Source organism: Mycobacterium sp. 5-140-3-2 (assembly GCF_035666375.1).
Classification (GTDB): Bacteria; Actinomycetota; Actinomycetes; order Mycobacteriales; family Mycobacteriaceae; genus Mycobacterium; species Mycobacterium intracellulare.
Genome location: NZ_CP142025.1, coordinates 328,247 through 351,239 on the forward strand (window position 1 = coordinate 328,247; position 22,993 = coordinate 351,239).

The following is a 22,993-nucleotide window of genomic DNA, read 5'->3' on the forward strand; positions in this document are numbered from 1 at the left end:
CAGACATAACCACTCCCTTCGTAGGAGAATTCTTACGCCCGAGAAGCGTTATAGTACGTGAGTACAATGCGGAATGCCATGGGATCCAGCGAAATAGCGTCGATTTACGTCAACTGATTGAAGTCCATCGCGACGGGCCAATTTTTAGACTGGAATGGCGCGTTTCCGCCGCACTGATGCCGGTCGCATGGTGCGAACTGGCAACACCTCGAAGGTATTTCGCGCGGCAGGGGCGGGGCCAGAGCCCGAAGAAAAGTAAGCTCCGTTGTTATGCCGGTGGCTTCTCGGGCGTGGACTGCGGCCTGCGCGCTGATGCTGTGGGCCGCCGCCTGCGTCACCGCGCCCGCAGCGGCCGAGCCGCCGGCCGCCGGTCTCGGCGAGAAGATGGTCGGCTGGGACACCTACCGCCGGTTGGATCGGCTGCCCTATCTGGACGCCGAATCGCAGACCCTGCAGGTGTCGAGTTTCGATCGCAGCGGCGGCGATTTCGACATTTCGACCGGTAACCGCAACGGCACCGGCGGGTGTTTGGCACCGGGCGGCGCGGGCTGCGTCATCGCGGAGGATCACGGTGCCGGGGAAGTTGATTCGATCTGGTTTACCCGTGACGGGGGCAATGTGCGTGCCATCGGGCACATCCGCATCGAGCTGGATGGGCAGACCGTCGTGGACACACCGCTGCAAGCGCTGGTCGACGGCGAACTGGGCGCCCCGTTCGCGTGGCCGCTGGTGGCCAACGCCGCCCGGTCGCCGGGCGGGGTCTATATCAAGGTGCCGATGCCCTATCGGCGGTCGATGCGGATCAGCGTCGCGTCCCATCTGGAGTACTACCACGTCGACTATCGACAGTTCCCGAATGCCGATGGGATAACTACCTTTTCGCCCGCCGATCCCGCGCTCGATGTGCTGGACACCCTGCGCGCCGCGGGCACCGCCGACCCCAAACCGGCGACAGGCACTGCAACGCAGAGCAATCGGGTCATCGATCTCCCCGCCGGGACCGAACAAACCGTCGCCGAGACGAGCGGTCCGGGCAGCATCTCGGCGCTGCGGCTGCGGCTGCCCGCCGCGGCGGATCAACTCCTGGCCGGATTGCGCCTGCGGATCGAATTCGACGGCCGGACCTTGGTCGACGCGCCCCTGGGGGAGTTCTTCGGCGCGGGACTCGGCGCCAACCCCGTGCGATCGCTGATGTTCGCCGCCGATCCACAGCCCGACGGGTCGCTGGTCTTGTGGGATTGGTGGCCAATGCCTTTCGCGAACTCGACCCGCGTCACCCTCGTCAACACCACCGCCGCCACGGTGCCGGGGATCGCCGGCGACGTCACGACGACGCCCGACGCGCAATGGGCGGCGGCGCTGGCCAGCGGCCGCGCCGGCTACTTCACCGCCCGCGCCCATGCCGGCCCGACCATCCAGGGCCAGGACTGGGTGTTCGCCGACGAACAGGGCCACGGCAAATTCGTCGGCGTCAGCCACACCATACGGGGCCAGCGGACCAAAACGGCGTTCAGCGACGGCGCCCCCTACTTTCTCGAAGGCGCCGAGCGGGTCTACACCGACGGCGCCGCATCCCCGCAGTGGTACGGCACCGGCACCGAGGACCTCTACGAGGGTGGCTGGTACTTCAAAGACGGCACCCACTTCAGCGACCCGCTCAACGGCCAGCCCGACCAGCGCACGGCGACCGGCGGGTGCGCGGACTACTGCGTCGCCGTCTACCGGATCATGCTAGCCGACGCCATCGGGTATCACTCCGCGCTCCGCTTCGGCATCGAGCACGGCAAGCGCAACATGGTCCAACCCGACTACAGCTCAACGGCATTCCTCTACACACAGCCGGACGCGGTCCTCACCGGCAGCGACGACGTCCGCCCCGCCGACCCCGTCGATCGCGTCCTGCACGGCTACACCGATGCCGACGCCACCGATCAGCTGCTGGTCAGCGAATACGAGGGCACCGAGGACACCCTGCCCCTCGTCGGCTCGGTCCGCAGCACCCAGGGCGCGATCACGTTCCATGTCCAGGTTGATCCGGGCAACCACGGTGTCCTGCTGCGCCGCACGTCGGACCAGGCGACCGGCTTCCAATCGGCGGACGTCGCGGTGGACGGCGTGCCCGCGGGCACGTGGCTTCAGCCGCGCAGCAACACCTTTCACCGCTGGCTGGACGACACCTACCTGTTGCCGCAGTCGGTCACCGCGGGCAAAGCGCAGCTGACCATCACCCTCACGCCCGCGGCGGATTCGCCGCCCTGGACCGCCAGCCGCTACCACGTCGACGCCCTCACGGGCCCGGCCTAGAGAGCGGCGATCGCGGCGACGGCCTCGTCGGCGGTCACGATGGCCGAGGCGTAGTTGGGCAGATTGACCTCGAGGGCGGCGCGCATCTCGGTGTCCGAATAGTCGGCCGTGGCGTCGCGGACCACGGTGACGTCGTAGCCGAGCTCGGCGGCGAACCGGACCGTCGCCTCCACGCAGGTATGCGCGATCAAGCCCATGACGATGACCTGCTCGATGCCGTGGCGCTTGAGTTGCAGATCCAAATCGGTGTTGGCGAAACCGCTGGAACACCAGTGCTCGTGAGCGACGACGTCACCGGGTTGCGGTTCGAACCCGGGACGGATCTCGCCGCCCCAGGTGCCGTATTCGAACGTCTTGCGCGACCAGGCCGCCCGCTGCACCGGCGCGATGTGCTTCCACGTTTCGTAGTCGCCCGGCCGGTAACGGCGATGCAGGGCATAAAAGACGCGGAGGTTCGCGCCGCGCGCCGCGTCGAGCACCTGCTGCATGTGGGTGACGCAGCCATTGCCTTCGATGACGCCTTTCAGCCGGTCCCACACCTTCCCGCCCGGGGAAATGAAGTCGTTGTAGGGGTCGATCACCAGGAGCCCGGTCGCCGCCTTGTCGTATGCCACCGGATCATCATCGCGCACGGCTTGGCGACCTTGACGGATTCGCGGAGATGCTGCTAGACATGGCCTGCGCCACGATTTTGGGCGATCGCCCAAAATCGACGGGCGCAGGGATGCCCGCGGCTGCCCGAAGTGAGGAAATCGATGACCGTCACCAATGACACCGACGTCTACTACGACCCCTACGACGTGGGCATCAACGCCGACCCGTATCCGACCTATGCGCGGCTGCGCGATGAAGCCCCGATCTACTACAACGAAAAGTACGACTTCTGGGCGCTGTCACGGCATTCCGACGTCGAGCGCGGATTGGCCAACTGGGAAACCTTCTCCAACAAGCGAAGCGACATCCTCGAGCTGGTCCAGTCGAAGTTCGAGATGCCCGGCGGCGTGATGATGTTCCAGGACCCCCCCGAACACACGAGGCTGCGCGGCCTGATGTCCCGCGTCTTCACGCCGCGCCGGATGGCCGCCCTCGAGGACCAGATTCGGCAGTACTGCGTTCGGTGCCTGGACCCACTCGTCGGGTCCGGGGGATTCGACATCATCGCCGAGCTGGCATCGATGATGCCGATGCGGGTGATCGGGATGCTGTTGGGAATCCCGGAATCCGAGCAGGTCTCGGTGCGCGACGCCAACGACGCCAACCTGCGCACCAAGCCCGGCGCCCCCCTGAAGGTCGCCAACGCCGACTCCATCGCCGACGGCCGGATCTACGCCGACTACGTCGAATGGCGTTCGAAGAATCCGTCCGACGACCTGATGACGACGCTGCTCAACGTCGAGTTCGACGACGACCAGGGCGTGCACCGCAAGCTGACCCGTAAAGAGGTGCTGCATTACACCCAGGTTGTCGCCGGGGCGGGTAACGAGACGACCGGCCGGCTGATCGGCTGGCTGGCCAAGGTGCTCGCGGAGCACCCGGATCAGCGCCGCGAGGTGTACCGGGACCGGTCCCTGTTGACCCGCACCGTCGACGAGACGCTGCGCTTCGAACCCACCGGCCCCCACGTCGCCCGTTGGATGGCACGGGATTTCGAGTGCTACGGCACGACGGTGCCGGCCGGCAGCGCCATGCTGCTGCTGTTCGGCGCCGCCAACCGCGACCCCCGCCGCTACACCGATCCGGACACCTACAACATCCGCCGCGACAACATCTCGCACATCACGTTCGGCAAGGGCGTGCACTACTGCCTGGGCGCCAACCTGGCCCGCCTGGAAGGCCGCGTCGCGCTCGACGAGATCCTCAACCGTTGGCCGGAATGGGACATCGACTACGACACCGCACAATTGGCGTCGACGTCCACGGTGCGCGGCTGGGAGCGGCTGCGGGTCGTGCTGCCTTAACGGGCGCTAAGAGGGCAACTCGAAACGGTCGATGAGCCGGTTGACGAGGGCGACGGCTTCGTCATGGCCCGCCGTGGTGCCGAGCGCCTGTTCCAGGATCAGCATGCGGCCGATCGCCGCGATGATGACCGCGATCCCCGCGGGCGGAAATTCGCCCCGGTCCAATCCGTGTTCGCGGACGATGAAATTCAGTGCGGTGGTTTGCGTTTCGCGCCATCGCTCCGACCACGCCGCGATCTCTGCCCCGATGTCCTTGCGATGGTTGGCCAGCCCCATGAACTCCAACAGCAGCCGGGTGTCCTTCGGCTCGATGAGGGTTTGCCAGAAGGCGTGCAGTGGGCGGTCGGAGGCCAGCGCCTGCTTTTGGCGCTCCAGATAGGCGGCGGCCCCGCGCCGGAAGACGTCGAGGTATAGCTCGTCCATGGTGGGGAAGTAATAGTGGACCAGCGCGGGTTTGACGCCGGCCTCGTTCGCCACCCGCCGCGAGGTGGCCGCGGCGTAGCCGTCCTCGACCATGATCTGGATCGTCGCGTCGATCAGCATGTCGCGAGTGGTGGAGTCGCGCGCCTTCGGCCGTCGGGGGGCGGTCATGGTGTACGTCTTTCCCGCAGGGATGCGTAGCCTTTTGGGCAATCGCCCAAAAGCTTAGCCCAGGGTCGTGCCGACCATGATTAGGAACTGGCGCGACGGGGCAATGGAGGTGTCATGGCCCCCAGTTTCAGCGACGTCATCCGATCCAAGTACCTGCTGTTGACCACGTTCACCAAGGACGGCCGGCCCAAGCCGACCCCGGTCTGGGGGGCGCCCGACGGCGACGGCAAGCTGTTGGTGATCACCGACGACGGTTCGTGGAAAACCAAGCGGATCAACAACACGCCCAGGGTGACGATCGCCAAGAGCGCGGCGCTGGGCAAGCCCAAGAGCGACGAGGTCGAGGCCGTCGCCCGGGTACTGCCGAAGTCCGAGACGCGGCGCGTGTACAACGCCGTCCTCAAGCGGTACTGGTACCACGCGTGGTGGTTCTACGCGCACACGATCGTCCGCGGCGGCATCGACAAGGTGCACGTCGGCCTGGAGATCACACCCGCCTGAACGGCCCTGAACGGCGTTGCGGCTATTCGCTTTCCGCGCGCATCGCCGCGAACGTGTCCGCCACCGTCTGCTGTGGATCGCGATAGTTGATGCCCAGTTCTCGTTCGCTCGGGGAATCGTCGGACGCCGGCATCTGGGTGTAGTACTGCATTCCCGCCGAGGTGAACGGGGTCTCGAAGGGCAGGAAGCGATTCGCCCGATCAAGCACCGCCCCGGCCACCCGCAGCGCGGTGTCGGGGATCGGGACCGCCACCATCGGCGTCCCGGCCACCTGGCCGAGCAGGTTCGCGAGGTCCGCGGCGGGCACCCGGTGGCCGCCCGCGGTGTAGCGCCGCGGCCCGCGCCCGGGTTCGAGCAACGCCGCGTGCAGGGCGGCCAGGTCGCGGACGTCGACGATCAGCCATGCCGCGCTGCGCCCCGGGATCGCATGCATCTGCACGGCCGCTCGCACGCCCTCGCCGGCCTCACCGAACTGGTCGCCGACCGGCGGCCCGAGCACCATCCCCGGATAGGTGATGCTGACCGGCGCGCCCGCATCCTGCAGGCCGCGGGCATAGATCTCGACCTGCGCCTTGGACGTTCCGTAGCCGTCGGCCCCGCCCACCACTGGCAGGTCTGCCGTCAGCGTCTCCAGGTCCGGACGGAACAGCGCGGTGAAACTCGACACGTGCACGATCGGATCCAGACCGAGCTCGACGGACTGGCCAAGCACGTTCTGGGCGCCCTGCATGTTGGTGGCGAGCATCTGCGGCGTCTGGCGCGGATCCGTGGCCACCAGGGCGGCGCTGTGCACGACGGCGTCGCATCCCTGCAACGCGTCTCGCACCGCGACGCGGTCGGTGATGTCGGCGACGGCGAAGTCCGAGGTGTCCACACCCAGCTTCGCGACGGTGGTCTGCAGCTTCGCCGGGTTGCGGACCAGGAACCGCACCGAGTGTCCCGCGTCGAAAACGGCCTTGGCGGTCCACCCGCCGACAAAGCCCGTACCGCCCGTGATGAGGACCCGCATGCCGGCCTACAGGCGGCCGGCGACGAAATCGGCGGCCTGGCTGGTCATGCCGTTTCCCGGGTAGGAGGTGTGGGCGGCCAGGCCCCCGTCGCCGCCGCTGGCACAGACCGGATCGCCCGGCGCGCACAGTTGGATCGTCTTGGGCGCATACAGCGGCCCGATGGTGAGCGGCGGCGCGTTGTACTTCTGCAGGAACTGCCCCGTCGGCGTGCCAAACAGCGTGACGGCGGCGACGTGTTGCGCGATGGCCGGCGGCATCGGAGGCGGCACCTTGTCAGCGGGAACGCCCGGCGGCACGGTGGCCGAGGTGGTGTAGCCCGCCACCGCGGCGCCCTGCGAGTAGCCGCCGAGCACCTCGCGGGTGTTGGGGCAACTCGCCACCATGGACTCGATGTGCGAACTGGCGTCGCGGATTCCGTCGATGACGGTCCCCGGGAACGCGGGATTGTCGAAGTCGGTGCTGGCGGGGTAGTTCACCGCATACACCGTCAGCGACTTGGCACCGATCTCCGAGCGCAGCGCGTCCACGAACGGCCGGCCGATGCCGCCGATGCCGGGCGGCTCGCCGGATCCCCGGGCGAACACCACCTCGACGTCGGGACACGGTTCGGCCGTCGCCGAGGGCGCGCTCGCGACCGGTGAGCCGAATACGGCTGCCGCTGCCAACAAGGGCAGCGGCAGGCGGCGCATCGACCGGACGGCCAACACATTCCGGATTGTCATTACTTTTTGAACGCGTCCTTCACCTTTTCGCCGGCGTCTTTCAACGCGGACTTCGCTTGATCGGCCCGCCCTTCGTCCCGGGTTTGGGCATCGCCCGTGGCTTTGCCGAGGGCTTCCTTGGCGCGGCCGCCGAGGTCCTCGATCTTATTCTTCAACTTGTCTTCGGCGCTCATGGCGTGCTGGCTACCCGGGAGCAGCAGATATCGAAACACCGGCCCTGTCATCATGGACGCTGTGAGCACCGCGATCGTGGTGGCAGTAGTGGCGGGCCTGATGTTGCTGGGCATCGGCATGGTGGTCAATCAGCTGCTGCGGCTGCGCCGCTATCTGAGGGACGCGCCGCCCGATCAAATCCCCGGTGAGAATCCCGAGCCCCCGCGACAACCCGACTGATAGCTTCATTCGGATGACCGCTCCAGACGTCGCGGCGCAGTGACACCGTCGACCCTGCTGATCACCGGCGATGGTTTGCCACGCGGTGTGTCCGGCGCAGCCGACCCGCGCTTCGCCAACGTCGTCAAGCTGTTCTCCCAGCTGTTCCCCGGCCGCCGGTTCGGCGGGGGAGCCCTGAGCGTCTATGTCGACGGCGTGTCCGTCGTGGACGTCTGGACCGGGTGGTCGGACCGGGCCGGCACCCAGCGCTGGACCGCCGACACCGGCGCGATGGTGTTCTCGGCTACCAAGGGCATCGCGTCGACCGTGATACACCGGCTCGCCGACCGCGGCCTGCTGTCCTACGACGCGCCCGTCGCGCAATACTGGCCCGAGTTCGGCGCCAACGGGAAGGCCGAGATCACGGTCCGCGACGTCTTGCGGCACCGATCCGGGTTGTCGCACCTGCGGGGCGTCACCAAAACCGAGTTGATGGACCACCTGCTGATGGAGAAGCGGCTGGCGGCCGCGCCCGTCGATCATCTGCGCGGTGTGCAGGCCTACCACGCGCTCACCTACGGGTGGCTGTTGTCGGGTCTGGCCCGGGCGGTGACCGGTAAGGGGATGCGCGAGCTGATCCGCCAGGAGGTCGCCCGTCCGCTGGACACCGACGGGCTGCACCTGGGCCGCCCCCCGCAAGGTTCACCGACGACGGCCGCCGAAATCCTGATACCGCAGGGGCGGCTGCGTGCCCCGGTGTTCAACTTCATCGCGCCGCGACTGGCCGGCCTGCCCTTCTCCGGGGCGCTCGGCGCGATGTACTTCCCGGGCGTCATCTCGCTGATCAAGGGAGACACCCCGTTCCTGGACGGCGAGGTCCCGGCCGCCAACGGCGTGGTGACCGGGCGGGGACTGGCCAAGATGTTCGCCGCGCTGGCCAACGACGGCCGCATCGACGGCAAGAAGTTCCTGTCCGACGAGCTGGCACGGGGGCTCGCCGGGCAGGCGCGGCGGAAGTGGCCCGACGCAAACATGGTGGTGCCCATGCCTTTTCACCTCGGGTACCACGAGTCGCCGGTTCCCGGCCTGCTCCGCGGCTTCGGCCACGTCGGGCTGGGCGGAACGCTCGGCTGGGCCGACCCCGAGACCGGCAGCTCCTTCGGCTTCGTGCACAACCGGCTGCTGACGCCGCTGCTGTTCGACATGGGATCCTTTGCGCGCCTTGCGCGTCCGCTGCGCAACGCCATCGAGGCGGTCCGCGATCAGGAGCCGCTCGCGGTGCCGCCGCTGGGCGCGCGCTACGCCAAACCCGCCCGGCGGCGCAGCGCGGCGCTATGACCCGATGTGCGCGTTGCCGCGGGGCAGCGTCAGCGGGAGGTCTGCGTAGGTGGCGATGCCGGGTGCCGCGGCGACGACGGCGGGGATCGCGTTGATGGCCGGCATCGCGGTCATGATGTGGCCGAGGTCCATGAACTCTTCGATGGTGGTGGCTTCGAAGTAGGGCGGCGGCAGGAACCCCACCTTGGTGGTCACCGTGGGCTGCCCGTCGATCTGGATGACCCAGCCGTCCTGCTCGATCTTCCAGTCCGGGTCGAGCGTCTGCCCCTTGCGCCACCGCACGTTCAGGTCGATCAGGGTCTGTCCGTTGACGATTCCCTGCCAGCTGATGTACGTGCCCGCGACGTGTCCCGCGGGGATGGTCCAGGACGCCATCACGAGGTCCTCGGTGGTCTGGGCGAACTCGGCGACGCAGCGCACCTCGTCGAGCTCGACGCCGAGGGCGTCGCCCACCAGCCGGACGGCCTCGCCGAAGATGGCCGTCCCCTTCGCCGCCATCGCCGGCAGGTCCGGATGGTCGATCGGCTGGCCGAAGCCCACCGGCTTCTCTGTCTCGGGCGAGTCATAGAACGTGGTGTCGGCCGCCTCGTTGACCGTGACCTTGTCGATCCGGTTGCACACCATCGCCGACACGATGGCCAGCAGCTCGGCGAAACCCGGGCTGACGCCGGACCCGAAGATCGTGGAGCCGCCCTTCTGGCAGGCCTGCGCGATGCGCTCGCGGTCGTTGCCGAGGTTCCCGCCGGTGATGAACGACGCGGTGGTCACCACGTTGACGCCCGCGGACAGGATGCGGACCAGCTCGTCGACGTCGAACCACATCGGGTTGTAGACCACGCAATCCGGCTTGAGGGCCAGGAGCTCGTCGACGTCGTTGGTGGCCGCGACGCCCACCGGCGCGATCCCGACGAGCTCACCGGCATCGCGCCCGACCTTGTCCTTCGACCAGGCGAAGCACCCGACCAATTCCAGCGTGGGGTTGGTGACGATCGACTTCAGCGAGCTCTTGCCGACATTGCCGGTGTTCCACTGAACCACTCGATAGTTGTTTGGCACTCGCTCAGCATAGGGAATCGCGGGGGTTCTTAGTAGGCCTAATAGGAAGATTCGGCAGCCGACGTTGCCGCGGGAGGGTCGGTCGACCGAGGCCGCTAGTCCTCGTCGGCGGTTTGGTCGACGGTGTCGTCGACCGCGGTGCCGGCCCGAGTGCGCCTGCGCCGCATCCGGTGCGACCCCTTGCCCGTCGGGCGGCGGTTCTGCAACTTGGTCCGCGGCTCTTCGCTCTCCTCGGTCGCGTCGGCTACCGGCGCTACCTCGGTCTCGGCGGGCTCGTCGGGGGCTGCTTCGGCTGCTGCGTCGGTGGCCGCGTCCGTCTCGTCCGGCTCGCTCGCTTCGGCCTCTGTGACCGCGTCGGCCTCTTCGGCTTCGCCTGCTTCGTCGGCGCTGTCGGCCTCGTCGGCTTCGCCTGCTTCGTCGGCCTCCTCGCCCTTCTTGCGGCGGAGGCCCCCCTTCTTGGCCTTCTTGGGCTTTTTCGCCTTGATCGGTTTCGGCGGCGGCGGCGGCAACTCGGCGACAAAGGAGAGATAGAAGGCAAAGAAACCGAGCAACGCGATCGCGGCGGCCGCCCCGTAAATCCCGAACAACCACCGTCCGGCGACGTCCAGGCTCAGCCAGATCTCGCTGATCGCCGTCCCGACGATGAGCACACCGGCCAGCACGTGGGCCACGATCGAGGCGACCCGGATGGACAGCGCCATCTGCGGGGTGCCCAATTCCGGCTTGCGGGTGCGCAGCAGGGTGAACACCACCGGCAGCGCCGCGAGCGCGACAAGCGCGCCCGTCACGATGCGCAGCGCCGTCCCCAACGAATGCGCGGTGTCACCCATCAACTCAGGCCAGCGGGGCAAGACGAAGAAGAAGTAGAGGAAGCCGGCGGCGATCGTGAATGACGCGTGCCACAGGATGGCGACCTTGCGCCCCATAAGCCTCCTCATGCTGGGTTGGTTCGAGCCGGCCTGAGGGGACCGACTCGACACCAAACCGCTTTGTGCGTGTCCGCGGGGCGGACCGATGGCGGAGGATGCGGGATTTGAACCCGCGAGGGCTGTTAACCCAACCCGCGTTCCAGGCGAGCGCCATAGGCCACTAGGCGAATCCTCCGTGGCCATGGTAACCGAGGGCCAGACCGCGTTCGCCGGTTGCTCCGGGGAAGGTACTAGACTCTCGGTGGACCCCGCGCGGCGTCTATCCTGTGAACTCCCCCAGGGCCGGAAGGCAGCAAGGGTCAATGGGCTCTGTCGGGTGCGCGGGGTCCCCTAGGTTAAACGGGTGCCGACCCGCTGCGCCCGGCTCCGCCGCGCTTGCGATCGCCACAGGATTCGATTGAGTGGCGACCCGCTGCGCCCGGCTGGCCGCGCTTGCGATCGCCACCTCCCACGCCTTGATAGCGAAAGGGTCCATGGTGTCGCTGGAGTCCCTCGGCCCTGCCGAGCTTGCCGCCGCACACGCTCGCCACCAGCAGGATTACGCGGATTTGCAGGCCAAAAAGCTGGCCCTGGACCTGACCCGCGGCAAGCCGGCGCCCGCCCAGCTCGACCTGTCCAACCAGCTGCTGAGCCTGCCCGGCGACGACTACCGCGACGGCGAGGGCACCGACACCCGCAACTACGGCGGCCTGCACGGCCTGCCGGAGCTGCGAGCCATCTTCGGTGAGCTGCTCGGCATCCCGGTGCAGAACCTGATCGCGGGAAACAACTCCAGCCTGGAACTGATGCACGACCTCGTCGCGTTCTCGATGCTCTACGGCGGCGTGGATTCGCAGCGGCCCTGGAAGGACGAGGCCAGCGTCAAGTTCCTATGCCCCGTCCCCGGCTATGACCGGCACTTCGCCATCACCGAGACGATGGGCATCGAGATGATCGGTGTCCCAATGCTGTCCGACGGGCCCGACGTCGACCTGATCGAGGAACTGGTCGCCGCGGATCCCGCCATCAAGGGCATGTGGACCGTGCCGGTGTTCGGCAACCCCACCGGGGTCACCTACTCCTGGGACACGGTGCTGCGGCTCGTCCAGATGCGGACCGCCGCACCCGATTTCCGGTTGTTCTGGGACAACGCGTACGCCGTGCACACCCTGACCCACGACTTCGTCCGGCAGGTCGACGTCCTCGGCCTGGCGGCGGCGGCCGGCAATCCCAACCGCCCGTACGTTCTCGCGTCGACGTCCAAGATCACCTTCGCCGGCGCCGGCGTCAGCTTTTTGGGCGGATCGCTGGGCAACATCGCCTGGTATCTGCAGTACGCGGGGAAGAAGTCGATCGGACCGGACAAGATCAACCAGCTGCGGCACCTGCGCTTCTTCCGCGACGCCGACGGGGTGCGCCTGCACATGCTGCGGCACCAGCAGATCCTGGCGCCGAAGTTCGCGCTGGCGGCCGAGATCCTGGATCAGCGGCTCAGCGATTCCAAGATCGCCTCGTGGACCGACCCCAAGGGCGGCTACTTCATCAGCCTCGACGTCTTGCCCGGCACGGCGAAGCGGACCGTCGCGCTGGCCAAGGACGCGGGGATCGCGGTGACCGAGGCGGGCGCGTCGTTCCCGTACCGCAAGGATCCGAACGACACGAACATCCGGATCGCGCCGACCTTCCCGTCGCTTCCGGATCTGCGCGACGCGGTCGACGGCCTGGCCACCTGCGCGCTGCTGGCCGCCTCGGAGTCGTTGCTGGCCCGCGATCGAGTGTGAACCGACGACCCTGCCGCGCCCGCATCGTCGTCGGACGACGCCGGTAGCCTGCTGACCGTGGCCCTCTACCGCAAGTACCGTCCGGCAACCTTCGCCGAAGTGGTGGGGCAGGAGCACGTCACCGAGCCGCTGTCGATCGCGCTGGAGGCCGGCCGGATCAACCACGCGTACCTGTTCTCGGGTCCGCGCGGCTGCGGCAAGACCTCCTCGGCGCGGATCCTCGCCCGGTCGCTGAACTGCGCCCAGGGGCCGACGGCGACCCCCTGCGGGGTCTGCGACTCGTGCCAGGCCCTGGCGCCCAACGCGCCCGGCAGCATCGACGTCGTCGAGCTCGACGCCGCCAGCCACGGCGGTGTCGACGACACCCGCGAGCTACGCGACCGCGCGTTCTACGCGCCGGCGCAGTCGCGTTACCGGGTGTTCATCGTCGACGAGGCGCACATGGTGACCACCGCGGGGTTCAACGCGCTGCTCAAGATCGTGGAGGAACCCCCCGAGCACCTCATCTTCATCTTCGCCACCACCGAGCCGGAGAAGGTGCTGCCGACGATCCGGTCGCGCACCCATCACTACCCGTTCCGGCTGTTGCCGCCGAAGACCATGCGGGCGTTGATCGGCCGGATCTGCGAGCAGGAGGGCGTCGTCGTCGACGACGCGGTCTACCCGCTGGTGATCCGCGCCGGCGGCGGCTCGCCCCGCGACACCCTGTCGGTGCTCGACCAGCTGGTGGCCGGCGCCGAGGGCGCCCACGTGACCTACCAGCGGGCCCTGGGCCTGCTGGGGGCCACCGACATGGCGTTGATCGACGACGCCGTGGACGCTCTGGCCGCCGCCGATGCCGCGGCGCTGTTCGGGGCGGTGGAGTCGGTGATCGACGCGGGCCACGACCCCCGGCGTTTCGCCACCGATCTGCTGGAGCGGTTCCGCGACCTGATCCTGCTGCAGGCCGTCCCGGACGCGGCGGCCCGCGGCGTGGTGGACGGACCGGAGGACGTGCTGGAGCGGATGCGCGACCAGTCGACCCGGCTCGGGACGGCGACCCTGACCCGCTACGCCGAGGTGGTGCAGGCGGGGCTGGGGGAGATGCGGGGCGCGACGGCGCCGCGCCTGTTGCTCGAGGTCGTGTGCGCGCGGCTGCTGTTGCCCTCGGCCAGCGACACCGAAGCCGCGCTGCTGCAACGCGTCGAGCGGATCGAGACCCGGCTGGACATGTCCATTCCCGGCTCGGAGGCCACCGCGGGCCGGCCGGCCGAGCCCGCCGACCGGCCGGTCCGCTTCACCCGACCGTCCGCGGCTGCCCCCAAGCCCGAGCCGAAGCCCGAACCAAAGCCCGAGCCGAAGCCCGAGCCAAAGCCCGAGCCGAAGGCCGAGCCCGCGCCGGCACCCGAGCCTCCTCCGGCGCCCGCCCCCGCCCCCTCGCCGGCGGCCGAAACATCCTCTGCGCCCGGCGAACTCAACGCCGCAGCGGTGCGCAGCATGTGGTCGACCGTGCGCGACAAGGTCCGTCAGCGCAGCCGCACCACCGAGGTGATGCTGGCCGGCGCCACCGTCCGGGCGATCGAGGACAACACGTTGGTGCTGAGCCACGAATCGGCGCCGCTGGCCAAGCGGCTGTGCGAACAGCGCAACGCCGACGTCATCGCCGAGGCGCTCAAGGACGCGCTGGGAGTCAACTGGCGAGTGCGGTGCGAGGCCGGCACGCCGGCGCAGGCCGCGGCCAACCCGCTGACACCGCAGCCCGAAGAGCCTGCCCCCGAACCGGATTCGGCCCGGCGGGCCGAGGAAGAACACCTGCTCGCCGAGGCCGTCCGCGACCAGCCGTCGGGCCCGCGCCGCGACCCGGAAGAGGTCGCGCTCGAACTGCTCCAGAACGAGCTCGGCGCGCGCCGCATCGACAACGGCTGAGCGTCAGACCGTCAGGCCGTCCACCACGGCCGCAGCGGCAGGTCGTCGTCGCCCCGCGCGTCGGTCTTGGCCGCCAGCACGTGATGCAGCTGAAGGTTGTTCTGCTCGAACGCAACCCGTGACGCCGCCATGTACAGGCCCCAGACCTTCGCGGTCGGCAGGCCGACCTCGCTGACCGCGGCGTCCCAGTTCTCGACCAGATTCCGGCACCAGTCGCGCAGCGTCATCGCGTAGTGGTGGCGGAAGTTCTCCGCGTGCAGCACCTCGAAGCCGCAGTCCTGGACGTCGCAGGTGATGCGGCCCGAGCCGGTCAGCTCCCCGTCCGGGAAGACATAGCGATCGGTGAATCCGCCCGCGAACGACGTCGACGTGTTGTCGTGGCGGGTGATGCAGTGATTGAGCAGCAGGCCGCCGGTGCGCAGCTTCGACTTCAAGAAGCCGAAGTAGGCGGGGTAATTCTTGACGCCGATGTGCTCGGTCAGCCCGATCGAGGACACGGCGTCGAACGCCGCCTCGCCCACGTCCCGATAGTCGGTGTGGCGCACCTCGGCCAGGTCCGCAAGGCCTTCCTCGGCGATCGCCTTCTGCGCCCACTTCGCCTGTTCGGCCGACAGGGTGGCGCCGGTGGCCCGGACGCCGCGCCGGGCCGCGTAGCGCACCATGCCGCCCCAGCCGCAGCCGACGTCGAGCAGCCGGTCGCCGGCCTTCAGCCGCAGCTTCTCGAAGATCAGCCGGTACTTGTTCTCCTGCGCCTGTTCGAGTGTCGCGTCGGCATCGGGATACACCGCGCAGGTGTAGGTCATCGACGGCCCCAACACCAATTCGTAGAAGGTGTTGGACACGTCGTAGTGGTGGTGGATGGCCTCGGCGTCGCGGGTCCTCGTGTGCATCAGCCCGTCGGCGATGCGCCGCCACCTTGGCAGCGCCTCCTGCGGGGGCGGCGCAACCGGCAGCAACCGCTCGAACCCCAGCGACCGCACGACGTTGGCCAGCACCCGCACCGGGGGCCGCTTGAATTCCACCCGATCGGTGAGCGTCTTGAGCAGTTGGTACGGGTCGCCCGGATGAACGCCGTACGCCTGCAGGTCGCCCGACACGTAGGCGCGGGCGAGGCCGAGTTCGCCGGGGGCGGTCGCCAGATAGGTGGCGCCGCGGGGGCTGCGAAGGTCCAGGCCCAGTTCGGCGTCCTCGTTGCCGGCGATGCTGCCGTCGTAGGCGGTGAACTTCAGCGGATGTCGGCCGGTGGCGGCGAAGACCTCCAGGATCTCTGCCATGCTCAGTTTCCCGTGCGACGTGCGGTGGGGTTCCTTGGTAGTCGTCATCGCCGTTGCACCGCCTTTGCGTAGAGGTCGAGTAAACGAGAATCGGGGTCGTAGGTTTTCTTGACGGTGTTGTAGGCCTCGCCGCCGTACAGCTCGTCGAAGTCCTCGCGGGAGTAGAAGGAATCGGAGTACAGGGACTTGTGCCCGTCGAGTTCGCTCACCTTTTCTTCGATCATCCGGTTGGCGGCGCCCTCGGTCGCGCCCCCCGGCACCGACGACCAGAAGCCGACGTTGACGTACGTGTGATCCGGCCGCATCGGGTACAACGGCCAGCCGTCGCGGTCGCGAAGGCGCAACGGGCACAACCAGATTGGCGTGATTGGCACGTTGTCCAGGAACCACTCCAGGAAGTCGCAGGTCCGTTCGATTGGAATCTCGATGTCTTGCACCACCCGTTCGCGTGGGGGCCGCCCGTTGCGCGCCTCGATGCGGTCGGAGATCCCGAAGCGCCGGTCCAGGGAAATCAGCTTCCAGTAGAAGCTGCTGCGCCGATAACGGCGCGGCCAGAAGCGTCGCACCCGCGGGTCCTGCACGCCGAACGCGCGCGAGCACCAGAACCAATCGGTGTCCCAGCGCCAGAAGTAGTCGTGGATGGTCAGCCGGTCATCCTTGGTCGCATCCATGCCCGGGGCGTCGTGCCGGATGGACTGGTAGTAGATGTCCTTGCCGGTGTAGTCGCTGACCGGGCCGGGGGTGGTGGTCCGCCGGCCCACGCACAGGTAGCTTTCGTCGGCGCTGAAGACCACCCCGTCGAGGTAGTCGACCGGGGTTCCGCCCTGCCCGCCGGTGTCGACGATGCGTTCGGCCGCGGCGATCAGCGCGGGCAGCGAGCGGAAGCGGATGTGGCGCAGCGCGACGAACGGTGCGACGGGTTCCAGCTCGATCCGAAGCCGGGTCGAATACCCCAGTGTCCCATAGGAATTCGGGAAGGCGCGGAACAGGTCCGGGTGCTGGGTACGTGATGCGGTGAGCAAATCGCCAGCGCCGGTGAGGATATCCATCTCCAGCACCGATTCGTGCGGCAGCCCGTTGCGGAACGACGCCGACTCGATCCCCAGGCCGCTGACCGCCCCGCCGAGGGTGATGGTCTTCAGCTGCGGGACGACCAGGGGCGACAGGCCGTAGGGCAGCGTTGCGGCAACCAGGTCCGCGTAGGTGCACATGCCGGCGACGTCCGCGGTGCGGGTTTCGGGATCCACGCTCAGGACGCCGGTCAGCCCCGAGGTGTCCAAGCCGGGCGCGTCACGTTTGGTGCGGGCGCGGAACAGGTTTGACGTCGGTTTGGCCAGCCGGACCGCGGACGTTGTGGGATTGGATCGATAGCTTGCCAGCAGCCGGTCAACGCCCGACTTGTGGGCCGAGAGTGCAGATCCAAGGACAGGCACCACATATACCCTAGTCTTCGACAACAGCCCGTGCATCCGCCGCGAGCGGCGGCGCCGGGGAATTCATCACGAGGAGGGGTCGCCTTGGGACAGGTGAGCGCCGACAGCACCATCTTGATCAATGCCGAGCCTGCGGCGACCCTGGCCGCCGTCGCGGATTATCAGACGGTGCGTCCGAAAATTCTCTCGCCGCAGTACAGCGACTACCAGGTGCTGCAGGGCGGGCAGGGGGCGGGCACGGTCGCCAAGTGGAGGCTGCAGGCCACCAGATCACGCGTCCGCGACGTGCAGGTCAACGTGGACGTGGCCGGGCACACCGTCATCGAGAAGGACGCCAACTCGACCATGGTGATCAACTGGACGGTGGCGCCCGCCGGGCCGGGCTCCAGCGTCACCGTGAAGACCACCTGGACCGGCGCGGGCGGCGTCAAGGGCTTCTTCGAAAAGACCTTTGCGCCCTTGGGGCTGAAGAGGATTCAGGGAGAGGTGCTGGCCAACCTGAAGAAGGAACTCGAAGGCTAGCGCCGGGCGGGCGATCAGCGCGCCTGGCCCTGCGAGGCCAGGAAACCCGCGACGCCGCGGACCATCGCGTCGGCGTATTTCTGCCGGCCTTCCGCGGACTGCATCAGCGCCGAGTCCGCGGGGTTCTTCATGTTGCCGCACTCGACCAGAACCGACGGGTACTGCGCGAGGTTCAGGCCGGCGAGGTCCGAGCGTCCGTACAGCCCGTTCTGCCCGATGTAGTTGGCCGGCGGGATGCCCGACGCCTGCATCTGGTCGCGCATGATGCGGGCGTACTGCACCGACGGCCCGGCCTGCGCCTGGTTGAGCGGCGGCGCCGAATAGTTGACGTGGAACCCGCGCCCGGACGGCGGGCCGCCGTCGGCGTGGATGGACAGGATCGCGTTGGGGTGCAGCGCGTTGGCCATGCTGGCGCGCTCGTCGACGCAGGGCCCCAGCCCGGTGTCGTTGGCGCGTGCCAGGGCGGTCCGCACTCCCAGCGCGGTCAACTCGGCGCGGACCCGCAGCGCGGTGTCCCAGGTGAAGGTGTGCTCCTGATAGCCGGCGGCGGACGCCGTCCCGCTGGCCTGGCAGTCCTTGGTGCCGCCGCGGCCGGTGGGCACCTGCCGGCTGATCGATGCGTCATTGGAGCCGTTGTGACCCGGATCGATGAAAACCACCATGCCGGCGATGTTGGAGGGAACCCCCCACGCGGCCGGGGTGATCGCCGTCGAGGCGGCAACGAGCGCGCCGACCGCCAATTTGATCCCGACACGTCTGCTCAGTCGTAGGTCCACGGCGCAAAGGTAACGGCGCGCGGTTTACGCTGGGTGTTCCGAATCGCCGGAGACTCACGAGCGAAATCAAGTCGAGACCAAGATGCGAGGGGACTGTCATGCAACCCGGAGGCGATATGTCGGCGCTGCTGGCCCAGGCGCAGCAGATGCAGCAAAAGCTCATGGAGGCCCAGCAGCAGCTCGCGAACGCTGAGGTGCATGGTCAAGCCGGTGGGGGTTTGGTCAGCGTCGTCGTCAAGGGCAGCGGCGAGGTGGTCGCCGTGAAGATCGATCCCTCCGTCGTCGACCCGTCGGACGTCGAGACCCTGCAGGACTTGATCGTCGGCGCCATGGCCGACGCGTCCAAGCAGGTCACCCGGATGGCGCAGGAGCGGCTCGGGTCGCTGGCCGGTGGGTTCGGGCCGCCGCCGGGGCAACCGCCCGCGCCCGCGCCGGGGATTTAGATCCCGCCCTGACATGTTCGAAGGACCCGTCCAGGATTTGATCGACGAGCTGGGCAAGCTGCCCGGCATCGGGCCCAAGAGCGCCCAGCGCATCGCCTTCCACCTGCTGTCGGTTGAGCCGCCGGACATCGACCGGCTGACCGCGGTGCTGGCCAAGGTGCGCGACGGCGTGCGGTTCTGTGCGGTGTGCGGCAACGTCTCCGACAACGAACGGTGCCGGATCTGCGCCGATCCGCGGCGGGACGGGTCGCAGGTTTGCGTCGTCGAGGAACCGAAGGACGTGCAGGCCGTCGAGCGCACCCGCGAATTCCGCGGCCGCTATCACGTGCTGGGCGGGGCGCTCGATCCGCTGTCCGGGGTGGGGCCCGACCAACTGCGGATCCGCGAGCTGCTGAGCCGGATCGGGGAGCGGGTCGACGACGTCGACATCACCGAGGTGATCATCGCCACCGACCCGAACACCGAGGGCGAGGCGACGGCCACCTACCTGGTGCGGATGCTGCGTGACATCCCCGGCCTGACCGTGACGCGGATCGCCTCCGGGCTGCCGATGGGCGGTGACCTGGAGTTCGCCGACGAGCTGACGCTCGGCCGCGCGCTGGCCGGCCGCCGGGCCATGGTCTGACGTTCGTCAGGCCTTGCTCAATTGGAACGACCGGGTAAAGGTCCTGCCCGCCTCCGGGCCGCACGCGTCCGTCGTCGTCTGCTGGCCCTCGCCGGCGAGCGACACGGCGTCGAAACTGTAGTTGACGGTCACCGGAGCGGAGGCGCCGTTCGGGCACGGCGCCTGGGACGTGCCGCTGTGCGTCCACCGCCCGTCGGCGAGGTGGAACTCCCAGCTGATAACGAACGTCCCGCCATCCTGGGAGGTCGCCAGGGTGCAGTCCGATCCGCACGGGACGAACAGCCAGGCGGTCGGCTTGTCGTTGTCCGCGTAGAGCACGTTGTACCGGCCGTTGAGCACTTCCGGGCTGGCGTGCGACGGCGCCGACGACGCGACGAACGCGGCGACCAGTGCGGCACCGGCGGCCAGTCTCGGGCGGATCTTCGTCATCTCGGCAACCCCCTAGCGCGCCGCTAACCGCTCGCGGCGCAGCAGGTCCACTTCCGGCATCGGCAGCGGCGGCAGCTCACCGACCACCGAACCCAGCAGCAGGTCGGCCAGCTGCGGGTTGCGGGCCAGGCACGGCCCGTGCATGTACGTCGCGATCACGCTGCCCTGCACCGCGCCGTCGAATCCGTCGCCGGACCGGTTGCCGGCGCCCTTGACCACCGCGCCCAGCGGCGACGCCGACGGGCCCAGCACGGTGCCCCCGCGGTGGTTCTCGAACCCGGTGAGGCGCTCGGTCAGGCCCGCCAACAGCGGCCTGGTCGCCAGCTCGCCGATGGTGCGCGCCGCTTGCGGCGACGTCGTCGCGTCCAGCATGCCCACGCCGTCCACGCGTTCCCCGGCCGAGGTCTCGTACCAGTGCCCGAGCACCTGGACGGCCGCGCAGATCGCCAGCACCGGCGCGCCGCGTTCCGCGGCGCGCAGCAGGCCCGGGTGCTTGATCAGGTGCCTGGTGGCCAGCCGTTGCGCATAATCCTCGGCCCCGCCCAGCGTGTAGAGGTCCAACGACTCCGGCACCGGGTCGGCCAGCGTGATCTCGACGATCTCGGCGGGGATGCCGCGCAGCAGTAGCCGCTGGCGCAACACCAGGGCGTTGCCGCCGTCGCCGTAGGTGCCCATCACGTCGGGCAGGACCAGCCCGATCCGCACCGTCGAGTCAGCCACGGCGCGCCAACGCTCGTTGCAGCTGGAGGAACGCGGTGTAATTGGCGACGACCTCCACCCGCCCGGGTGGGCACGACGCGATCGCGGCGACGGTGTCGTGCACCAAGGTGTGCTCGACCCCCGCGTAGCCGAGGCGCACCGCGAGGTCGGTGCCGCGCTCGCCGGCGGCCACGACTTCCGTCTGCTCGAAGTGTTCGAAACGCACGTCCCACAACCACGACAGGTCCTCCCCGTCAGGCACCTGGCCGTTGATGGAGATGACGACCCCGGCGGCGCGCTTGTCCACCATCGACAGCGCCTCCTGCCAGCCTGCCGGATTCTTGGCCAGCAGCATCCGCACCTCGTGCTCGCCGACGCGGACGGTCCGGTAGCGCCCCGCGACCTCGTCGACGGACGAGACGGCCGCGACCGCCGCCGCCGGATCCGCGCCCAGGGCGACCGCGGCGGCCACGGCCTGGGCGGCGTTGCCCCGGTTCACCGCGCCCGGCAGCGTCAACCGCATCGGCAGGGACAACCCGTCCGGGCCGTGCAGCGTGTGATCGTCGAACCACCACTGCGGGCTGGGCCGCTTGAAGTCGGCGCCGGTGGAGAACCAGTGGCCGCGCTCGCGGACGATGACCTCGCCGCTGCGCGGGCAGCTCACCGAGTCGTTCGACCACGAACCCCCGGCGGCCACCCACACCACGTTGGGGCTGTCGTAGGCGGCCGACGTCATCAGCACGTCGTCGCAGTTGGCCACCACCACCGCGTTCGGGTGTCGGGCCAGGCCCGCGCGCAGGGTTCGTTCGATGACGTTGATCTCGCCGACCCGGTCCAGCTGGTCGCGCGACAGGTTGAGCAGCACGACGACGCTGGGCTCGACGGCGTCGGAAACGTGGGGGACGTGCATTTCGTCGACTTCCAGCGCGGCCAGGGACGCCTGCCGGTTGGCGGCCAGCGCCGCCACCAGGCCGGCGTCCATGTTGGCGCCCTCGGCGTTGGTGGCGACCGGGCCCAGCGTCGCCAGCGCGGCCGACGTCATCCGGGTGGTGGTCGATTTGCCGTTGGTGCCGGTAACGACGACCGTGCGCCGCCCGGCGGCGAGCTGCCGGAGAACCGAGCGGTCCAGCGTCATCGCGATCAGCCCGCCGATCATCGCGCCGGCCCCGCGGCCGGTCACCCGCGACGCCCAGCGCGCGCTCGCTCCCGCGGCGAGGGCCAGGCGGGCGCGGGTGGTGACCACCCGGGAAGTTTAAATGTGTGCGGCCCGCGTTGGATTCCCGCACCGATTTCCCACCCGACACGGCGCCGCGTGACACCGATGATGTCGGTCGGCCGTGCCATCCTCAGTGCATGAGCGCGGTGTGCTGGGGGCGGCCTGCCAGCGAGCCGGACGCGGGCTGGGCCGTGATCGACGTCGAAACCTCGGGTTTCCGGCCAGGTCAGGCGCGGATCATCAGCCTCGCGGTGCTCGGTCTGGACGCCGACGGCGAGGTCGAACAGTCGGTGGTGAGCCTGCTCAACCCCGGCGTCGATCCGGGGCCCACTCACGTGCACGGTCTGACCGCCGCCATGCTGGAAGACCAACCGCAGTTCGCCGACATCGCTCCAGACGTGATCGACGTGCTGCGCGGCCGCACGCTGGTGGCCCACAACGTGGCGTTCGACTACGCCTTTCTTGCGGCCGAGGCCGAACTCGCCGACATCGAACTTCCCGTCGACTCGGTGATGTGCACGGTCGAGCTGGCCCGGCGGCTGGACCTCGGCGTCGACAACCTGCGGCTGGAGACGCTGGCGGCGCATTGGAGCGTGACCCAGGAGCGCCCCCACGACGCCTTCGACGACGCCATGGTGCTGACCGGAGTGCTGGCCTCGGCGCTCAAGCTGGCCCGCGACGGCGACGTCTGGCTGCCGGTGCATCCGGTGACCCGGCGCCGCTGGCCGAACGGCCGGGTGACCCACGACGAGCTGCGGCCGCTGAAGGTGCTGGCCTCCCGGATGCCCTGCCCGTATCTCAACCCCGGCCCCTACGTGGGCGGGCGGCCCCTCGTCCAGGGCATGCGGGTGGCGCTGGCCGCCGAGGTCGGCCGCACCCACGAGGAACTCGTCGAGCGGATCCTGCACGCCGGTCTGGCCTACAGCGAGGCCGTCGACCGGGAGACCTCGCTGGTGGTCTGCAACGACCCCGCGCCCGAGCAGGGCAAGGGCTATCTGGCCCGGAAGTTGGGGGTGCCGGTGATCTCCGACGCGACCTTCATGGACTGCGTCCGAGCCGTCATCGGCGGCACCAGCATGGATGAATTCGCCGACACCACCAACTCCGACCCGCAGCTCGCGCTCTTCTGA

24 protein-coding genes, 1 tRNA gene and 1 other RNA gene are annotated in these 22,993 nt (G+C 68.9%); 12 read left to right on the forward strand and 14 right to left on the reverse strand.

The window, feature by feature from the left end; all coding sequences use genetic code 11:
• Positions 1–312 precede the first annotated feature (312 nt).
• Positions 313–2,304 (forward strand): glycoside hydrolase family 172 protein, encoded by a 1,992-nt coding sequence (locus tag P6281_RS01620; protein ID WP_014383678.1) that lies wholly within the window; start codon positions 313–315, stop codon positions 2,302–2,304.
• Here the strand turns inward: P6281_RS01620 and P6281_RS01625 are convergent.
• Positions 2,301–2,936: a cysteine hydrolase family protein gene (locus tag P6281_RS01625; RefSeq protein WP_008263207.1), complete on the reverse strand. Its 636-nt coding sequence runs from the start codon at positions 2,934–2,936 to the stop codon at positions 2,301–2,303. The genes P6281_RS01620 and P6281_RS01625 overlap by 4 nt on opposite strands.
• Positions 2,937–3,059: 123 nt before the next feature.
• Here P6281_RS01625 and P6281_RS01630 point away from each other — a divergent pair, with 123 nt between their 5' ends.
• Complete coding sequence (locus P6281_RS01630; RefSeq protein ID WP_008263209.1) at positions 3,060–4,262, forward strand: cytochrome P450; 1,203 nt, start codon at positions 3,060–3,062, stop codon at positions 4,260–4,262.
• 6 nt (positions 4,263–4,268) lie between these two features.
• Here the strand turns inward: P6281_RS01630 and P6281_RS01635 are convergent, their stop codons facing one another.
• On the reverse strand, positions 4,269–4,853 hold the full coding sequence (locus P6281_RS01635) for a TetR/AcrR family transcriptional regulator (protein WP_008263214.1): 585 nt from the start codon (positions 4,851–4,853) through the stop codon (positions 4,269–4,271).
• Positions 4,854–4,967: 114 nt separating this feature from the next.
• On the opposite strand from P6281_RS01635, the gene P6281_RS01640 reads away from it, so the two are divergent.
• On the forward strand, positions 4,968–5,354 hold the full coding sequence (locus tag P6281_RS01640) for a PPOX class F420-dependent oxidoreductase (RefSeq protein ID WP_008263216.1): 387 nt from the start codon (positions 4,968–4,970) through the stop codon (positions 5,352–5,354).
• 22 nt (positions 5,355–5,376) lie between these two features.
• Here the strand turns inward: P6281_RS01640 and P6281_RS01645 are convergent, their stop codons facing one another.
• From P6281_RS01645 to P6281_RS01655, 3 genes are read right to left on the reverse strand one after another with little or no spacing between them, the layout of a single operon-like run.
• Complete coding sequence (locus P6281_RS01645) at positions 5,377–6,363, reverse strand: SDR family NAD(P)-dependent oxidoreductase (protein WP_008263218.1); 987 nt, start codon at positions 6,361–6,363, stop codon at positions 5,377–5,379.
• 6 nt (positions 6,364–6,369) lie between these two features.
• Positions 6,370–7,086: a cutinase family protein gene (locus P6281_RS01650; protein WP_008263220.1), complete on the reverse strand. Its 717-nt coding sequence runs from the start codon at positions 7,084–7,086 to the stop codon at positions 6,370–6,372.
• Positions 7,086–7,259 (reverse strand): CsbD family protein, encoded by a 174-nt coding sequence (locus P6281_RS01655; RefSeq protein WP_008263222.1) that lies wholly within the window; start codon positions 7,257–7,259, stop codon positions 7,086–7,088. Before P6281_RS01655 ends, P6281_RS01650 begins: the two co-directional genes overlap by 1 nt.
• Before the next feature lie 61 nt (positions 7,260–7,320).
• On the opposite strand from P6281_RS01655, the gene P6281_RS01660 reads away from it, so the two are divergent.
• A complete protein-coding gene (locus tag P6281_RS01660) occupies positions 7,321–7,479 on the forward strand; it encodes a hypothetical protein (RefSeq protein WP_014710822.1) in 159 nt (52 codons plus the stop codon).
• Positions 7,480–7,518: 39 nt separating this feature from the next.
• Positions 7,519–8,796 (forward strand): serine hydrolase domain-containing protein, encoded by a 1,278-nt coding sequence (locus tag P6281_RS01665; protein WP_008263225.1) that lies wholly within the window; start codon positions 7,519–7,521, stop codon positions 8,794–8,796.
• On the opposite strand, the gene P6281_RS01670 is transcribed toward P6281_RS01665, so the two are convergent.
• The 3 genes from P6281_RS01670 to P6281_RS01680 form a co-directional block, all read right to left on the reverse strand.
• Positions 8,791–9,852 (reverse strand): NAD(P)H-dependent amine dehydrogenase family protein, encoded by a 1,062-nt coding sequence (locus P6281_RS01670; protein ID WP_036429769.1) that lies wholly within the window; start codon positions 9,850–9,852, stop codon positions 8,791–8,793. The two genes, P6281_RS01665 and P6281_RS01670, sit on opposite strands and share 6 nt — an antisense overlap.
• Positions 9,853–9,947: 95 nt before the next feature.
• Positions 9,948–10,778 (reverse strand): hypothetical protein, encoded by an 831-nt coding sequence (locus P6281_RS01675; protein ID WP_008263229.1) that lies wholly within the window; start codon positions 10,776–10,778, stop codon positions 9,948–9,950.
• A gap of 89 nt (positions 10,779–10,867) precedes the next feature.
• Positions 10,868–10,956 (reverse strand) — tRNA-Ser (locus tag P6281_RS01680).
• 64 nt (positions 10,957–11,020) lie between these two features.
• Here P6281_RS01680 and ffs point away from each other — a divergent pair.
• The 3 genes from ffs to P6281_RS01695 all read left to right on the forward strand — a co-directional run bounded on the left by ffs (position 11,021) and on the right by P6281_RS01695 (position 14,446).
• Positions 11,021–11,117: signal recognition particle sRNA small type (ffs, locus tag P6281_RS01685), an RNA gene on the forward strand.
• A 140-nt stretch (positions 11,118–11,257) separates the two neighbouring features.
• Positions 11,258–12,541, forward strand: a complete 1,284-nt coding sequence (locus P6281_RS01690; protein ID WP_029383892.1) for an aminotransferase class I/II-fold pyridoxal phosphate-dependent enzyme — start codon at positions 11,258–11,260, stop codon at positions 12,539–12,541.
• Positions 12,542–12,598: 57 nt separating this feature from the next.
• Positions 12,599–14,446: a DNA polymerase III subunits gamma/tau gene (locus tag P6281_RS01695; RefSeq protein ID WP_008263232.1), complete on the forward strand. Its 1,848-nt coding sequence runs from the start codon at positions 12,599–12,601 to the stop codon at positions 14,444–14,446.
• Between the two features lie 11 nt (positions 14,447–14,457).
• Here the strand turns inward: P6281_RS01695 and P6281_RS01700 are convergent, their stop codons facing one another.
• Complete coding sequence (locus P6281_RS01700) at positions 14,458–15,768, reverse strand: class I SAM-dependent methyltransferase (RefSeq protein ID WP_020188345.1); 1,311 nt, start codon at positions 15,766–15,768, stop codon at positions 14,458–14,460.
• Positions 15,765–17,156 carry an FAD-binding oxidoreductase gene (locus tag P6281_RS01705; protein WP_008263238.1) on the reverse strand — a complete coding sequence of 464 codons (1,392 nt, stop codon included), beginning with the start codon at positions 17,154–17,156 and terminating at the stop codon, positions 15,765–15,767. The genes P6281_RS01700 and P6281_RS01705 overlap by 4 nt, the downstream gene beginning before the upstream one ends.
• A gap of 81 nt (positions 17,157–17,237) precedes the next feature.
• Here P6281_RS01705 and P6281_RS01710 point away from each other — a divergent pair, with 81 nt between their 5' ends.
• Positions 17,238–17,675: an SRPBCC family protein gene (locus P6281_RS01710; RefSeq protein WP_008263240.1), complete on the forward strand. Its 438-nt coding sequence runs from the start codon at positions 17,238–17,240 to the stop codon at positions 17,673–17,675.
• A 14-nt stretch (positions 17,676–17,689) separates the two neighbouring features.
• On the opposite strand, the gene P6281_RS01715 is transcribed toward P6281_RS01710, so the two are convergent.
• Positions 17,690–18,451: an Rv3717 family N-acetylmuramoyl-L-alanine amidase gene (locus P6281_RS01715; protein ID WP_009952026.1), complete on the reverse strand. Its 762-nt coding sequence runs from the start codon at positions 18,449–18,451 to the stop codon at positions 17,690–17,692.
• Between the two features lie 98 nt (positions 18,452–18,549).
• Between P6281_RS01715 and P6281_RS01720 the strand changes: the two genes are divergently transcribed.
• Entirely contained in the window at positions 18,550–18,894 is a 345-nt protein-coding gene (locus tag P6281_RS01720) for a YbaB/EbfC family nucleoid-associated protein (RefSeq protein WP_026071056.1), read from the forward strand.
• Between the two features lie 13 nt (positions 18,895–18,907).
• A complete protein-coding gene (recR, locus tag P6281_RS01725; protein WP_008263246.1) occupies positions 18,908–19,519 on the forward strand; it encodes a recombination mediator RecR in 612 nt (203 codons plus the stop codon).
• Between the two features lie 6 nt (positions 19,520–19,525).
• Here recR and P6281_RS01730 read toward each other — a convergent pair whose 3' ends face one another.
• The 3 genes from P6281_RS01730 to P6281_RS01740 are packed head-to-tail and all read right to left on the reverse strand — an operon-like array spanning position 19,526 to position 21,890.
• A complete protein-coding gene (locus P6281_RS01730) occupies positions 19,526–19,948 on the reverse strand; it encodes a hypothetical protein (protein WP_008263248.1) in 423 nt (140 codons plus the stop codon).
• Between the two features lie 12 nt (positions 19,949–19,960).
• Positions 19,961–20,668, reverse strand: coding sequence for a type 1 glutamine amidotransferase (locus P6281_RS01735; protein ID WP_008263251.1), 708 nt, complete (start codon positions 20,666–20,668; stop codon positions 19,961–19,963).
• Positions 20,661–21,890: a Mur ligase family protein gene (locus tag P6281_RS01740; RefSeq protein WP_014383685.1), complete on the reverse strand. Its 1,230-nt coding sequence runs from the start codon at positions 21,888–21,890 to the stop codon at positions 20,661–20,663. The genes P6281_RS01735 and P6281_RS01740 overlap by 8 nt, the downstream gene beginning before the upstream one ends.
• 110 nt (positions 21,891–22,000) lie before the next feature.
• Here P6281_RS01740 and P6281_RS01745 point away from each other — a divergent pair, with 110 nt between their 5' ends.
• On the forward strand, positions 22,001–22,993 hold the full coding sequence (locus P6281_RS01745) for a DEDDh family exonuclease (RefSeq protein WP_008263256.1): 993 nt from the start codon (positions 22,001–22,003) through the stop codon (positions 22,991–22,993).

What these genes read in the sequence shown, in the direction of transcription:
- P6281_RS01620 (WP_014383678.1), top strand. Translation starts at nt 313, where the DNA reads ATGCTGTGGGCCGCCGCCTGCGTCACCGCGCCCGCAGCGGCCGAGCCG.
- P6281_RS01630 (WP_008263209.1), top strand. Translation starts at nt 3,060, where the DNA reads ATGACCGTCACCAATGACACCGACGTCTACTACGACCCCTACGACGTG.
- P6281_RS01635 (WP_008263214.1), bottom strand. Translation starts at nt 4,853, where the DNA reads ATGACCGCCCCCCGACGGCCGAAGGCGCGCGACTCCACCACTCGCGAC.
- P6281_RS01640 (WP_008263216.1), top strand. Translation starts at nt 4,968, where the DNA reads ATGGCCCCCAGTTTCAGCGACGTCATCCGATCCAAGTACCTGCTGTTG.
- P6281_RS01645 (WP_008263218.1), bottom strand. Translation starts at nt 6,363, where the DNA reads ATGCGGGTCCTCATCACGGGCGGTACGGGCTTTGTCGGCGGGTGGACC.
- P6281_RS01650 (WP_008263220.1), bottom strand. Translation starts at nt 7,086, where the DNA reads ATGACAATCCGGAATGTGTTGGCCGTCCGGTCGATGCGCCGCCTGCCG.
- P6281_RS01655 (WP_008263222.1), bottom strand. Translation starts at nt 7,259, where the DNA reads ATGAGCGCCGAAGACAAGTTGAAGAATAAGATCGAGGACCTCGGCGGC.
- P6281_RS01675 (WP_008263229.1), bottom strand. Translation starts at nt 10,778, where the DNA reads ATGGGGCGCAAGGTCGCCATCCTGTGGCACGCGTCATTCACGATCGCC.
- P6281_RS01700 (WP_020188345.1), bottom strand. Translation starts at nt 15,768, where the DNA reads ATGACGACTACCAAGGAACCCCACCGCACGTCGCACGGGAAACTGAGC.
- P6281_RS01720 (WP_026071056.1), top strand. Translation starts at nt 18,550, where the DNA reads ATGCAACCCGGAGGCGATATGTCGGCGCTGCTGGCCCAGGCGCAGCAG.
- recR (WP_008263246.1), top strand. Translation starts at nt 18,908, where the DNA reads ATGTTCGAAGGACCCGTCCAGGATTTGATCGACGAGCTGGGCAAGCTG.
- P6281_RS01730 (WP_008263248.1), bottom strand. Translation starts at nt 19,948, where the DNA reads ATGACGAAGATCCGCCCGAGACTGGCCGCCGGTGCCGCACTGGTCGCC.
- P6281_RS01745 (WP_008263256.1), top strand. Translation starts at nt 22,001, where the DNA reads ATGAGCGCGGTGTGCTGGGGGCGGCCTGCCAGCGAGCCGGACGCGGGC.